The organism is Rickettsia monacensis (assembly GCF_000499665.2).
GTDB lineage: Bacteria > Pseudomonadota > Alphaproteobacteria > Rickettsiales > Rickettsiaceae > Rickettsia > Rickettsia tamurae.
Map to the genome: position 1 here is coordinate 253,844 of NZ_LN794217.1, position 15,266 is coordinate 269,109.

Below are 15,266 nucleotides of genomic sequence, written 5' to 3' on the forward strand. Positions count from 1 at the left end.
AACTAGTTATGAAATTATTTCCTCGTAGTATACTTATAACATTAGTACTAAGCTTTATCCTAAATTTAGGGCTAGTTACTAAAACTCATGCTAAAGATACTCTTGATAGCATTGTAGATGTTTTAAGCGGTTTAACTTGCGAAACTCAAGGCGTAGGTGATTTATTACGTAGTGAATTCTCTCATACATGTATTGTTGCTCCGTTCTTTACTTTTGCGGTAATGAATCTTGTTTCTCCCGTTTTATACATGAATACGTTTTTAAAGCTTAAAATAAATGATAAAGATTTGTTTAACGATAGTAAGTTTGGAAATTTTCCAGGAGGTCAATGTACTCGTGAAAATAGAATTGATCCTAAAAATCCGGAATTACGTTTTGCTTTATGTAGTAATGCTAAACTAATTGTAGCCAGGGCAACTGCCGTAGCAAAATCGGCACTTGCGATCGCTAAAGCCGTATTAACAGGGAGTGATCCTTGGGATGATATAAAAGAAGCGTGGAAAAATAATAAGAAAGATTATTATGTTCCATATAGCGGTAAGCCTGGTGATGACGGTTTTGCATTTGATGTAGGCTTCCCTGTAATATATTGGAAAGTTATTCAAGATAAAGATAGAATATGTGTTTCAACAAAGGGGTTTACAGGATACGTTCCCGTCGGCTGTAAATATATGAAAGAGCCGTTTCCGAAATCCATGTATAATAGCTTTATTGATGTAGCAGATAAGGATTTTATTGAAGATCCAAATGAAACGCCTACCGATCCTTTAGCCTTAGTTTCCTGTAGTGCGGCAGGCGACGGGTGTTATCAAAAAGCTTATAATGCTTCAAAAACTGCAGTAGTCATGACTTCTCCTCTTATAGAATGTATGAGGCAAATGATTGCTAGATTACTAATTAGTAAAGATGTTTGTAGTTTTGATAATGTAAGCCAAGTGGTTAATTTGGCTTCAAGGCAAGATAGTGCATTATTTCAGTTCCAAGTAGGAATGTATAAAATAGTTACGGCTTTTCTAACTTTATATGTTATGTTTTTTGGCTTTAAACTATTACTTGCAGGTGAAGTACCGCCAAAAAGTGAGTATATAAATTTTATATTGAAAATGATATTCGTAACTTATTTTTCAATAGGAATTAATATAACCCCTGGTAATGGCTCTCCGTATGACCGGTTAGACGGTATGATTCAGTGGGCGTTTCCTTTCTTACTTGACGGTATAAACGGTTTAGCAAGTTGGGTTATGAATGCTGCTCCGTCCGGTTTATGTAAATTTAATAATCTTTCTTATGACGGTACCGTTTCTTATATTGCATTATGGGATGCATTAGATTGTAGAGTAGCTCATTATTTAGGACTTGATATATTATCTACGTTACTTGTCGAAAATGCTTATCGAAGCCATGATTTTTTAAATTTTGATTTCTTTAGTTTTAGTGCTCCACCATATATTTATTTGCTAATTCCGGCGATAATCTCCGGTAATATGATGTTGGTGTCACTCGCTCTTTCTTATCCGTTACTTGTGATTTCGGTTGCTGCCTTTATGGTTAATGCAACGATTATGTGTATGATATCTATAGTAATACTCGGTATTTTAGCTCCTCTTTTTGTACCTATGTTTTTATTCACATATACAAGAAATTATTTTGATAGCTGGGTTAAACTAATGATCTCGTTCTTGCTACAGCCTATGGTGGTAGTTACTTTTATGATCACGATGTTTTCGGTATATGATTATGGTTTCTACGGTAAATGTCAATATAAGAGCAAGTTAATTCACAATAGTATAGAAGACAAAATTCAAGGTGGTATTACCTCTAAGAGGGATGTTTTAATATTTTACATTAATAATGATTGGGATGATACGTTACAATATCCTGATAAAGATGCCGTAGAAAGTTGTAAAAATAGTTTAGGTTATATGTTAAATAACCCTATTACCACGGCATTTAACTTTGCAAAAGATAGTGTAAGTGAAATTGTCGATAGTAAACCGGGTGATACCCCTACCGATAAATTTCTTGCTAAATTCCAGTTTTTATCGGGAGTAGTTTTGGGTCCCGGAATGTTTTTCATGTCTCCAAAAGTGCTTTTTGAAAAAATTAAAAATATTTTGCTTGCGTTAGTTACGGCATGTTTTACATTGTATTTGATGTATAATTTTAGTAGTCAGCTAGCTGAATTTGCTGCAGATATGACGGAAGGAGTAGCTCTTAATAATGTTGCTATAAAACCGCAAGCAATATTTAAGGCAGCTATGGCAGTACTTGCTACTGCGGGTGCTGCAACTAAGGGGGGCGATCAGATAGCAAGTAGAGGAGGAGTTGGTGATTTAAAAGCTGGTCAAGGTGGAGGAGCAAGTGATTTAGAGGTAGGTAAAGGCGGACTATCAAATGATAATATTGCTGCAAGCGGGGGTACGTCGGCACCTGCGGTAACAATGCCGACAGCTTCATCTTCTGTAGCAACTTCTAGCTCAAAAACTGTAAGTAGTGAAGCAAGATCAGATGTTGTTACTCCTCCTCCTACAGAAGCTGTTTCACCACCGCCTGCTAGTATTAGAACTTCTATTTCTACACCTGCACCGCAAAGTAATATTGAAGCTGAAAGTGTTGGAAAAATCATAAGAGATAATAATCAAGAAAGTAAAAAAGAGATTGATAATACTCCGCCTTTACAGGAAAAAGTTGACAATACAAGTAAAGGTACGGGAGTAATTGATTATAGTTTTAACTTAAAGGAACATGAAAATCCGGCAGGAGTAAAGCAAATACGGGAAAATGTAGAGATTCGGGATAAACGTACAGAAGTAGAGAAAGTATGGAACGAATTAGTAGTAAGCGGGGGAGGAAGAATAAGAGATCAGCAAGGTGAAGAAACATCGGAACGACGTGCGAATGCAGAAAAGAAATGGAATGAATTAGTCGATAGCGGTGTAGTAACTGAGATAAGAGAAAGGGATAATAGTGTAACTAATAAATTTGATAAATTAGCTGATGAACTTAATAAGTCAGAAAAAGCAAAGGTAGAAGAAAATAAAAATATAGAAAACGACAGAAAAGAAGATAATACTACTACGTCACCGCAAGAAAAAGTTGACAGTACAAGTAGGGGTTCAGGAGTAATTGATTATAGTTTTAACTTAAAGGAACATGAAAATCCGACAGGAGTAAAGCAGATACGGGAAAATGCAGAGATTCGAGATAAACGTGTGAAAGTAGAAAAAGCATGGAATGAACTAGTAGCAAGCGGAGGAGGAAGAGTAAGGGAACAAGAAGGAGGAGAAGTATCAGAACGACATGCAAATGCTGAAAAGGCATGGGATGAGTTAGTAAAAAGCGGCGTAGTAACAGAAAAAAAAGATAATAGTTCTAATGAAAACTCTTAAAACCTTAAAAATATTTATTATAGTTTATATAGCATCTGTAAGCTTAGCTAGCTTTGCCGGCTTTGGAGAATCATGTTCTAGTTTACCGACTACTTCAGATGGGTATTTAGAAAAGGACACGGCATATGGCTATATAATTCGTAATATTGATATGAAAGATCCGAGAGGTAATTGTAACTCAGTTGCGTCTAGTATAACGTTTTGTTTTAAAAATGTAGAAGGTAGTAGTAGCCATTGTACCATGTATACTTTAAATGAAGGTGACTCTAAGAAGATTAGTGATTTAAGTACTGATAATAATCTTGATCTTGGAGCAAATCCTGTATTAAAGAATATCGTTTTAACGGTTAAAAAATGGGATAATGATCTATGTTTAGTTATGCCTACGTCAAGGGGACTGATGCCGGTAGCATGTAAATCTTTAAGTGCCACTTCGCCGCCTACTCCGCCTGATGAAAATTGTAATATAGGAAAAAGTTGCTATACGGGAGCAAATTATAGTCAATCGTTAATTAATTTTTCCGGTCTTGCAGTTCAGTGTTTGAGCGAAACGCTTAATAAAATATTTTTTGCCGGAAATGGTTGTAGTTCTCAAGATCAAAATTCTAGAATAACTAATCTTGCTGCTTTTTCTACGTTTCAAGGTTATTTAAAGAGAATTATAGGTGCGGCACTAATTCTTTATACTATGTTTTTTGCCTTTAATATGGCTCTAAATAAAGAATATGCAAGTACTGAAAAAATAGCTCTTTTTGTAATAAAATTCTTATTCGTTGCTTATTTTTCTATCGGTCTTGGACCTTTAGATTTTAGTGGTGGTCAGCCGACAAAAGAAAACGGTATGTTAAAATATGGATTACCTCTTTTGACGGGAGCGGCACCGGACTTTGCACAGATGATCTTTAATGCAGCAGGTTCTATAGGATTATGTCAATTTGATAATTCAAAGTATAAAGACGGTTATAAATTTTATGGTTTATGGGATGCTATTGATTGCCGTATAGGTTATTATCTTGGCTTGGATTTACTTTATAATATAGATAAGAATGGAGTTTTAGGGAATTCGATCGGCAATGGTCCCGGTGGTAATAATACACCTATACCTAATTTTGATCCTGATGGCAAAAATGATAGACCAAAAGATTTAAGTAAAGCAGGAGCACTGAGATTTTTTGCCGTTATGTTTGGATTCTTTATGGCCGGAAACGTTATTATACTTGCAGCAGGTTTAGTATTTTCTGTAATATTTTTATCTATACTTTTATATTTTATTACGCATTATTTAGTTTGCATGATTACTATTTACGTTATGACATATATTTCTCCTATATTCATTCCTATGGCTCTATTTACTCGTACAAAAGCTTATTTTGACGGGTGGTTAAAAGTATGTATCTCATGTGCATTGCAGCCGGCAGTAATAGCAGGTTTTATAGCTTTATTAATAACTATGTATGATTCTGTAATATTTAAAAATTGTGAATTCCTTAGATATGATTATGAAAAAGGGGATATTAGATTTAGTACTTTTGAGTTAAGGCTTCCTGTCGGTGGGGCAGATAAATGTCAGGAAAGTTTTGGATATAAAATGTTACAATATTATGCGGGTGAAGGTTGGGAAGAGCATTTATTAATACTTTTCCCAATAAAATCAATTGTTAGAGATGTTGTATCTATTTTAGCGGAACTTTTGTGCGTATTAGTATTCTCGGTTATTTTTTATTATTTTTCTAAATCTATAGGGCGTTTTGCCGCTGATTTAACTAACGGTCCTAATATGGATGCAGTAACGGCAAGTCCAACTAAAATCGTTGATTTAGTAAAGAAAGGAGCAGCTTTCCTTAAGGATGCTGCTATGGCTTCGCAAGGTAAGCCGCCGGTAGGAGATAAGCCGGATGTTGGAGGTAAGCGTAAAGAGGGAGAGCAGCAAGGCGGGGATTCAGAAAGCGGTACGGGTGGAGGTAAATGATAGAATATGCAGAGTAACTTATTAAAAGTTTTAGGAGTACTTGCTATAGTAGCAACGTTAGTTTGCTTTATTTTTGCAGCACTTGGTATGATAGGAGCAGTAAAAGTCGGTGACGGCTGTTACATGAGATATGCTCCGGACGGTAAAGGAGGTTCGGATTCAATAACCGGTACTATAACCCTTAATGCTAATGCTAATTATGTAAACACTTCTAAGATGTTGCCCGACGGCACAACTCAGCTTATTCCTGATCCTAATCGTTACGGTGAATGGTTAAATACTCAGGTACTAGTAGAAGACAGTCAACCGGTGAATTTACAAGTGGTCGGTCAGGTTAGTTTGTGTTTAGCTTATGTACCAAAAGACAATTTACAACGTACAGGGGCTGGATCTAATTTAGATGATAGTGGTAAAATGATTCCGATCCCTCGTATTACCGATGCAAATAATAAGCCTGTCTCTCTAATAATAGATGCAAGAAATAATGAATGGCGTAATATTGCCGAATTATACGCCAATGATAGAGTTTTAGTTTCCGTATCTCCTAATTTTGCCAATACGGATGCGACAGTTGAGGATGCTTTTAAAGGTGCTAAGGTTACGAAAGATTGTTCACAAGGCAAAACTTCTTATGAGCCGATTTGTGGAAAATATTCTATTTATTCCGGTAAATATGTTAATGCTTGCGAACTGAAGCAAAATTATTGGCAAGGTAATAAGCATCGGGAAAAATGTTATTGTCTTTTATGTATTCATCAAGAAGATGTTGCTCAGTGGGTATGTGATGTTGCTAATGCCGTTTCTCATTGTTGCATTAGTCTTATATGTGACTCCTTACCTGCTTGGATAAATCACGAGGGCGACATGCCGGAAGCTTATAAAGATGACGGTAGTTTTACCTTTAGTTGGTCAGATAATTCAGGTAATTTATTGATTGATTATGCGGGACTTCAATGTTCTAATAATGCTAATATTCCTTCAAACGGTAAATGTCCTGATAGTGTCGAGAATCGTAGTCCTAAGGATAAAGATTATATTGGAGGTGTAGATTGTACTTCGGGAATATGTAACGATGGAGATTTTCAAAAGAATCGGAGATTTTGGTATACGGCGGATGGTAAAGGAGGCAAAGGACCAACCGGATTAATATATCAAATGAATGATGCAGGTTCTGTAAGTCAAGCTCTGCCTTCTAAGCTAGAATTTGCTAAATTTGTTGCAGATACAGATCAACCGTCTGACTATAAAGATAAAGACGGTAAATATTTATATAAAGTTATATATAATATACCTTTTAACAGCAATATTGAAAAAAGTTATTTACAATATAGGCTTTGGTCTCCTACCTCACAAGATGCTAGTAAGAATACGGGAGGATACGTTTTAAATATTAAACAGACTAAATGTTATAGAGAGAACGGTAATAGTTTTAACGATACTTTTGATGATCGGGGACGAGTGCAATACATAATAGTAAAGCCTTCGGAAAACCCGAATACTAGCGGTAAAACCTATTCACCTCAAGGAATTAACGTTGATAGTGAAGGTAAATATAACTTTAACGCAAATGAGGCGGGTTATATATGGATGAAAATTCTAAATGATCCTGGTAATAATTTAAGGGACTATAAAGATAGTGAAGGTAGCTATAAAGTACATTTCTCAACATCCTTAAAAGTAGGAAGTTTTACTATTAAAGTAATGAATCCGTTACTTCAGTTATTTAAAACTAAAGTGCAAGGGGCTGCTACTTCTATTTTTAAAAATATGGTATGTTATAAAGCTAATGATAGTTCGTCCTGTACTAACTTTTTTACCTATATTAAAGCAATTTTAATTCTGTATGTGATGACTTACGGAGCAATGTTCTTGCTTGGTTTTGCTAAGATAAACCAAAAAGAGCTAGTAATTAGAATAGCAAAAATCGGGGTAGTTAGCGGACTTATGAACGGTAATACCTTTGAATTTTTCAATAACTATCTTTTTGATGCAATTACCAATTTTTCAGACGCAATTATTGCTAATATGAGTGGATATAGTTTGTTTACTTCTACTAATGCTATTTCTAATCCTTTCATGTTTTTAGATGCAGTAATGAGTAAAATATTTTTTAGTCAAACCTTTATCGCTCAATTACTTTCACTTCTTTCTCTTGGGCTTAGCGGTATTATATATTTTATAATTACTTTTATTGCGGTTGGTATAGTAATTATTACGGCACTTAGAGCTGTTGCCGTTTATATTATGGCATTTATGGCAACTTGTATATTAATCGGTATAGCCCCTTTATTTATTAGTTTCTTATTATTTGATTTTACTAGGTATTTATTTGATAATTGGGTGAGGTTTACGATCCGCTATATGATAGAACCGGTAGTTATGATGGCAGGTATTATAGTGCTAACACAGCTATTTACCATTTATCTAGATTTTGTTTTAGGTTATAGCGTTTGTTGGAAATGTGCTTTACCGATAAAAATTCCGTTTATCGGTACTATTTTACCTATTGCATTGCTGAATGTACCTATCTTCTGTATTAATTGGTTTGCCCCTTGGGGAATGGATTATATGTCGGGTATGATGGGAGTAAATATGCAAAATATCGTAGCTCTAGTTATTATTGCTTACGGTATGTATGGTTATGTCGAATTTTCAGGACGTATGGTAGCAAAATTAACTAGTGCTGCTGGACCTTCGGCTACTGAAATTGGTGGTAAAATGTCTCATGATGCAGGACAAAAAGCATTAAGTCAAATAGGAATGGATTATAAAACAAGAAAAGGTATTACCGGCAGAGCGGAAGCACGATTAAAACAACGCAATAAGACATTAGATCAGGCTGAGAAAAATAGGAAAAATACGCCAAAAGAAGGGGGTGAGAAGACAAATGAAGAACCGCCTAAACCTGAAACACCGAAATAGAGGGCTGGAAGTGTCATACCGTGGCTTGACCACGGTATCCAGCTTACAACGTATATTTTTTGACATTTTTACTGGATACCGTGGACAAGTTACGGTATGACGTGTTGGATAACAATTTAAAATTATGAAAATTCTTAAGAGTTTAGTTTTATTAGTTTTGTTTATGGCGATGCCAGCTAAAGCTGATGATGCTTTTGCATGGATGTCAACCAGTTTTGGCGGGTTAAAAAGCTTATTCGGTTGTTTAGAAGTGCCTGAATTTACAAGTTTTCAAGAGGGTAATATAGGAATTAGTTTATCTACAGCCGGAACTTGGCAATCAACAGGTAATACTGTTGAGAAAGGTAAATTGTTAAAAATAAATTGGTCTACTTCAGGTATTACTCCTGAACCTAGAAAATATCTAGTATTATATAGAATTGATCCAAGGTTTAGTACGCCGCAAGTTTTCATTAAAACTTATAATTATTCTAAATTACAATTTGAAGCTTTAGGATTTCCTCGTTTTGTTACGGACAATAACAGTGAAACACCGGGGGCTATACCGCCTGATAAAGACCTTGATGCACTTTCATTTACTAAAATGTCTGATTCTGTTAAATATTTTAACTATTCTAACGGTAATTCGAGAATTGAAGTTAAGGCCGGCGATGTAGTAAATATTAGTTTAGTTGGTAAAGATAATTTTTTTAGCCCTAATACTCCAAAACTTCCTAATACCGTAGATAATATTTTAACACAGGAACTTGATAGTTCGATATTCGCTGCTTCTGCACTTTATACTCAAAGTAATCTTGGAAATTTTGATAATAGAATAATTTACTCTTCTGCAGAGCAGGTGTGTAATATGATAGATGAGGAAAGAAAAAGTGTATGTAGCGGCACGGGTACTGCTACAAAGTATAAAAATACCGATAATGGAATAATAGTCGGTAAGCCTATGATAACGGGAGCGGTACAGAATTTCATGAGCTTAATTAATTCTTGTCCTGCTAATGCCGGTATAAATGCGAGCCCTGCTTGCTATTATGATCAAGGTAGAGGGATGATAATTAAAGTAGGCGGGCAGGTTATTAAGGGACGAGATCAGAGTTTTGTAAATTCAGGCAGCACTCAAAGTAGCTTTATATATTATCAAGCCACTATCGGTGGTACTATGGATTTTACTAGCGATTGGCAAGTTAGTAACATGTTTAGTAATTCAGTTTTAATGAGTGATTGGAGTAATGGCAGATTTCCTGATTATAATAGTTTTGTAAACTATATAAATACTAGCGATTGGTCAGCTAATTTTTTATATTTCGGTCGTTATTCGATGATTGTTGAAATAGGTAACGGGACAAATTCAATTAATCCGGGTGATCAACAAAATATAAAGTTAGAATATTTAATAACATCTGATGGTGCGTTACCTGATTCATCTGTTCGTGGTACACCGGTATATCATAACTTTACGACTGATGCACCGCAAGATGGATATTTATGGTTAAGGGTAGTAAATCCTAATAGTAATATACAAGGGGTAGTTAGTGTAAATTATGCTAATTATACTGGTACAACTTGGTTTTCTGATATAGTATATAACGGTGCTATTAAACCTATTACCGATCAGTTTAGAACTTTTAGTCAAAATTTTTATATTAAGTTAGTTAAAAATTCTGCAGTGCAGAATATAGCTAAAGCTGCATTAACCCTTTATGTTACTATATTTGGGCTAATGTTCGTTGCAGGAGCATTAAAATTAACTGCCGTAGAAGTAATAACACGTATATGCAAAATAGCTATAGTAGCTTTTTTAATTAGAGAAGAAAGTTGGAGCTTCTTTAATACATACTTCTTTAGTGCATTTACTGACGGTATTGATTTCTTTGTAACTAACGTAGTAGGTGCTACAAGCTCTAGATCTAATATTTTTGGTTTTATTGATCCTATATTTGATAAATATACTAACGGTAGGATTTGGGGATTACTATTTATTGAATTATTACAAATACATAATGGTTTAGCATTTATCGCTATTATAACCATTTATTCACTTATTACTTATTTTAGAGCTATTTTAGAAGTTATAATAGGCTATGTTATTGCATTCATAGGGGTAACTGTTATGATTTCATTAGCACCGTTTTTCATAATATTAATGTTATTTGAAAAAACTAAAAGTTTATTTGATAATTGGATATCGACATTGCTTAGCTATGTAGTGCAGCCGACAATATTATTGATTTTCTTTTTATTGATAGATCAGGTTTTATCTGAGCAGCTTTTAAAAGTGGTAGTTAGAGCCTGTTGGGATACTCTTATACCGATAAAAATAGGGCTTGATTTAACAAATCTTGGTATTCCGATTAATTTCTCTTTTACATTACCGTTCTTACCCGGAATACCTTTCTATGTACCGGATGTTCCGGAAATTAGTAGCTCTAATATTCTAACGAACAACGCTAATACTTTCTTAGTATTATTTACTACGGCTTTATTATTTTATTCATATTGCTTGATGTCATATGGTTTAGTAACTTTTGTAAATGTAGTAGTCGGAATGCTTACAAATGTTACACCGGCACGAATATCAGGAAATTATCAAGAACGTTCTGATCCTGTGGGAGCCGTTATGCAGGATATAGGTTCGGTAACAAAACCGATTAAAAAGGCTGCAATGGCTCCGGCTAGAGTTTTCAAAGACAAGATAATTGATCAAAATTATAAAGCTAGAAAACCGGAAGGGGGTGGTGAATTTACAAATAAATTCCTTGCTGAGCGTAATGATGTGAAGAAAGAGGAAGGAGAGAGAAAAGAATAATTGTAAATATTTTCACCGTCATTGCGAGGAAATTGCATAGCAATTGACGAAGCAATCTCAGGAATTTAATACTGCTTCATGAGATTGCCACGCTCCCTACGGTCGCTCGCAATGACGTTGAAATTGAGACATATGGAAATAACACATAAAAAATAAATGAACAAAAATATTTTTATTACATTATTAATATCGCTATTGCTGCTTTCCGGTTGTACCGGCGATACTTGTATTGACCCTGATGATTTCGGTTTTATCAAATTCAATGTCTCTTCTAGATATGATCCGGAAGAAATTACTTCAAGACAGGAAGGTGATCAGGTAGCACCATGGCGTGATAGTGCTTATAAAGTAAACGGCTATCCTTTAACAGTTATGGTAAGACCGTGGAGTTATATACTTGGCGATAAAAATACTTCAGGTCAGTTATCTGCATGGTGTCCATGGTATGGTCAAAAAAATAACACAACTACTTTGGCTGCTTTTTGCGTTAAGCTACAACCGTGTACTTTTTGGGATAATGCTAGACTTGATATGTGTACTCCTAATCCCGCAAATCAAAATGATGCAATGATTAGTAATGCTCCATGTATAATGACAGACGGTGTCGGGCTTTATTTTCTTATTGCCGCTAAAAATACCGATCCCAATATTTCACCGGACTCACAGCGTAAACCGCAAGGTATAACTCAGCATTTAGGAACGCTTACTTCGAGTGTAGGCTATAGTATTAGTAGTACAGGACAATTCTTGAAAGCCGGCGGTATAAATTATCAATATAAAGGTGAAGATAAGTCAAAATATGCTCAATCTCCTCTTTATTTTAAGATTATAGATAAATTTTATGATGATAATAGCGGGCAATATAGATTAGTAATAAAGTCTGGAGTTACTGATACTAGACCCGATCCGCTACAATTTTTAACGGATTTAATAAAAGGAGTATTATTTGGTAAGGATGGGATTATAAAGAAAACTTATCAACAAATAATTGATACGTCGGGTTATAGGATGAGTGTCTCGGCTATTTTAACTCTATATATAATGTTTACGGGCTTTTCCTTTTTAATAGGTAATATAAACCTTACTCATATCGAACTTATAGTTAGAATATTAAAAGTTAGTATAGTCTCAATATTATTAAGTACGGATAAAGCTTGGACATTTTTTCATGATTATTTATTCGTATTTTTTATTGATGGGGTTCAGCAAGTACTGCAAATAATTAATGAAGCTTCGGCTACCGGCCCCGGTTCTCAAAGCTTGCTTGGGTTACTTATTTCTCCTCAAACTTTATCTAAATTATTTTCTTTACTATTTGTTGATTGGCTTGGTTTTATATATATCATTTTATATTTAATAGCTCTGTATTTTATTTTCTTTCTTATATTTAAAGCTACTATTATATATCTAACCGCTCTTATAACTATCGGTATGATTATAATTATGGGACCGATATTTATTTGTTTCATGTTGTTTAATATAACTCGTTCATTATTTGAGAATTGGTTAAGACAATTAATATCATACGCATTACAGCCTATAATTTTATTTGCCGGTATCGCTTTTATTTCAATGATCATCAGAACCGAAATATATTCAACGCTTGGTTTTGCGGTATGTAAACATGATTTTCCTAATTTAGGTCCGATAAATGAAATATTCGGTAGTTTTCTTGAGGATATAGATCCAAGCCTTGGTAATTCAATATTTTATTGGTGGTTCCCCGTACCAATGAAAGGCGGTATAAATAATTTCCACAAAGCAAAGATATTAGTTCCCAAAGATCATATAATAGTAGATGATTCTTGTAAGAATGACCCTGATAAATGTAAGCATTGTGCTGCGTACGAGTGTATAGATGAACGCTATATTGAATTACCGTTTTTAGATCTAGTTAAAGATGCAAAAAGGATTAGTAATTTTATAAACGGGAAATTTGTCCAACTTGATGGGATATTACTAATTTTTGTGTCTATTTATTTGCTAAGTAAATTTAACGATACTGCTATATCGACGGCACAATTTATTGCCGGTACTTCAGGTAATTTAACAGACATACAAAAAGTTAATCAGCAATCTTATGAATCTGCAGCGAAGCAAATGAATAGACCGCTAAGTTATGTGGCTAAGACGGTAAGTGCACCTGTAACTACCCGTGTAAGCGCGAAGTTAGAAGAAACTAGTATGTTCTTTGCTAAAGGATTTGAAGGTATAATGATGGAAAGGCTTGAAAAGCAAGCTCTCGGTTCTTCAGCAAATAAAGCCGTACAAAATGAGGTTAAGAGAAAATACGGTATAGATTCTAAAGATGTAAAAATGAATGCTATTACTGATTATGAAAATGGTATTTCAGGATTATTAAAGAATTTACCTAAGGGGAATGAATTAAAAGCAAAAGAACTATCGCAAATGAAATTTACTCAGCTTCGAGATAAAATTGCTGCAAATAAATATGGAGTGAAAGATTACGCTACTTTAAGTAAAGAACAAAAAGCTGAGCTTGATAAGTCATTAAAAGATTCTAACTTACGTGAACTCGCTAGTGATGCGAACTTTACTAGAGATTATCAAGATGCTTATAAGAATGCTCACCAAGAAATGTCAGGGCGAGGTGTTGGTTTGTTCGGTAAGAATATAGGAGTGCTTAGAAGCTGGCAAGAGATGGAGCATCGTGTTGATACAAAACGTAAATTAAAAGAAGAAAAGCGTGTAGGTATAGGCGAAAAAATATATGCAGGTTATACAGGAATAAAAAGAGGAGCTTTAACTGCAATAGTCGGTAAAGATTTACGCGATGCTTATGAGGGTAATCTAACCAGTGCCGAATGGCATGATTTTGAATATAACGATCCAAGGCTTAGAACTTATAGCGAAAAATTAAAAGATGATGAAAAAGCACGGGAACGTGAAGAGCTTCAAATGCATATTAATAAGGAGACGCTAGCTGCTCAAGCAGATATATTATCACCGGAATATCTAGCAAGACTAGAAAAAGCAGGTAGACAGAGTGATGTAGAATATTATCAAGAATTAGCTCAAAGAAAGCTTATTCATGAGGTGCGTGGTAGGTTATTTGAGGAAGGTGATCCGGTAATGATGGGCGATAGATTTATGCGTGAGAAAGCTACTGATTCTCAGATGCGGGATATGATAGATAACGCTCATAGAAAACATGCACAATTTATAGATGAAGATCGATATACCAGTCGTCAAGAGCATTATGATATTATGCACGAGAAAGCTCAGGAAAATTTAGAGCAAACTTATAAAGAGCTTAAAGATCATTTCAAAAGAGATGATATCAAGATCGAAGAAATGCCGGCATTAATAGCACAAAAAGTTAAAGATACCACCGAGGGAGCTGAAATAGATCAAAAGATTACGGAAGAGCTTAATAACTTTAATGTTGATGTTAAAAATTATGAGTATAGTACTGAAGTATTAAATAAAATAGAGGATAGAAAGCAAGCCATTACCGATGAAGTCAATGCTCAGATCGATCAGATTAATAAATATAGAGAAAATGCAAAAATGCAAACCTATGTAAAGCCTATAGTAAACGAGGGTAGAAAGCTAAGAAAATTAGAAGATCATTTAAGAAATATGAAGTAGAAGAGTTGGTACTGCCTAAAAAGAATTGATTGGGGTGTTATCCTAGTACTTCGATGTCATCCCCGCGGAAGCGGGAATCCAGTTACTAAAAAGTATAAACACACTAAATTTTTAAAATTAAAAGCTCGATTTATCTCGCTTTTTTCTGGATTCTGTGGACAAGCCACGGAATGACATCGAATATATATTTGTTGCGGTAATACTACTTATAAATTTCCTATTAAAACGTTTCTTCAATTTTCTCTATATTAGTTAACCCCGATTATGGATAAGAAATACATGGTTTATTAGGTTTAAGTTGGTAAGCAATAAGAGCAGAGAATAGAGAAGTAAAGAAATTAATAGGTGATCGATGTCTGGAAGGAGTAATATTAAAATTCTCTTTTATGTAGCCAAAAATGGTTTCGATAATGAATCTCTTCCTTAAAGATAATGAATTTATAGGAAAATATAGAATGGTGACCCCTACGGGACTCGAACCCGTGTTCCCACCGTGAAAGGGTGGTGTCCTAACCGCTAGACGAAGGGGCCTTCTTAAAGTAAGCAAATAGATATATTAGTCATACCGTGG

Annotated in this window: 5 protein-coding genes, 1 tRNA gene and 1 pseudogene; 5 read left to right on the forward strand and 2 right to left on the reverse strand. The window is 34.6% G+C overall.

Annotated elements, in window-relative coordinates:
• The first annotated feature begins 8 nt into the window (after window positions 1-8).
• The 5 genes from RMONA_RS01280 (at window position 9) to RMONA_RS01300 (ending at window position 14,695) form a co-directional block, all read left to right on the forward strand.
• On the forward strand, window positions 9-3,389 hold the full coding sequence (locus RMONA_RS01280; RefSeq protein WP_023507285.1) for a TrbL/VirB6 family protein: 3,381 nt from the start codon (window positions 9-11) through the stop codon (window positions 3,387-3,389).
• Window positions 3,376-5,358: a TrbL/VirB6 family protein gene (locus tag RMONA_RS01285; protein WP_023507286.1), complete on the forward strand. Its 1,983-nt coding sequence runs from the start codon at window positions 3,376-3,378 to the stop codon at window positions 5,356-5,358. The genes RMONA_RS01280 and RMONA_RS01285 overlap by 14 nt, the downstream gene beginning before the upstream one ends.
• Window positions 5,359-5,364: 6 nt before the next feature.
• Window positions 5,365-8,280, forward strand: coding sequence for a TrbL/VirB6 family protein (locus RMONA_RS01290; RefSeq protein ID WP_023507287.1), 2,916 nt, complete (start codon window positions 5,365-5,367; stop codon window positions 8,278-8,280).
• A gap of 124 nt (window positions 8,281-8,404) precedes the next feature.
• The gene (locus RMONA_RS01295; protein WP_023507288.1) at window positions 8,405-11,083 is read left to right on the forward strand and encodes a TrbL/VirB6 family protein; all 2,679 of its coding nucleotides are present in this window, start codon (window positions 8,405-8,407) and stop codon (window positions 11,081-11,083) included.
• Between the two features lie 156 nt (window positions 11,084-11,239).
• Window positions 11,240-14,695: a TrbL/VirB6 family protein gene (locus RMONA_RS01300; protein ID WP_023507289.1), complete on the forward strand. Its 3,456-nt coding sequence runs from the start codon at window positions 11,240-11,242 to the stop codon at window positions 14,693-14,695.
• 262 nt (window positions 14,696-14,957) lie between these two features.
• Here the strand turns inward: RMONA_RS01300 and RMONA_RS11615 are convergent.
• Both RMONA_RS11615 and RMONA_RS01305 read right to left on the reverse strand, forming a co-directional pair.
• A pseudogene (locus tag RMONA_RS11615) lies at window positions 14,958-15,122 on the reverse strand (transposase); the annotation flags it as partial.
• Window positions 15,123-15,151: 29 nt separating this feature from the next.
• Window positions 15,152-15,226, reverse strand: a tRNA-Glu gene (locus RMONA_RS01305).
• Window positions 15,227-15,266 lie beyond the last annotated feature (40 nt).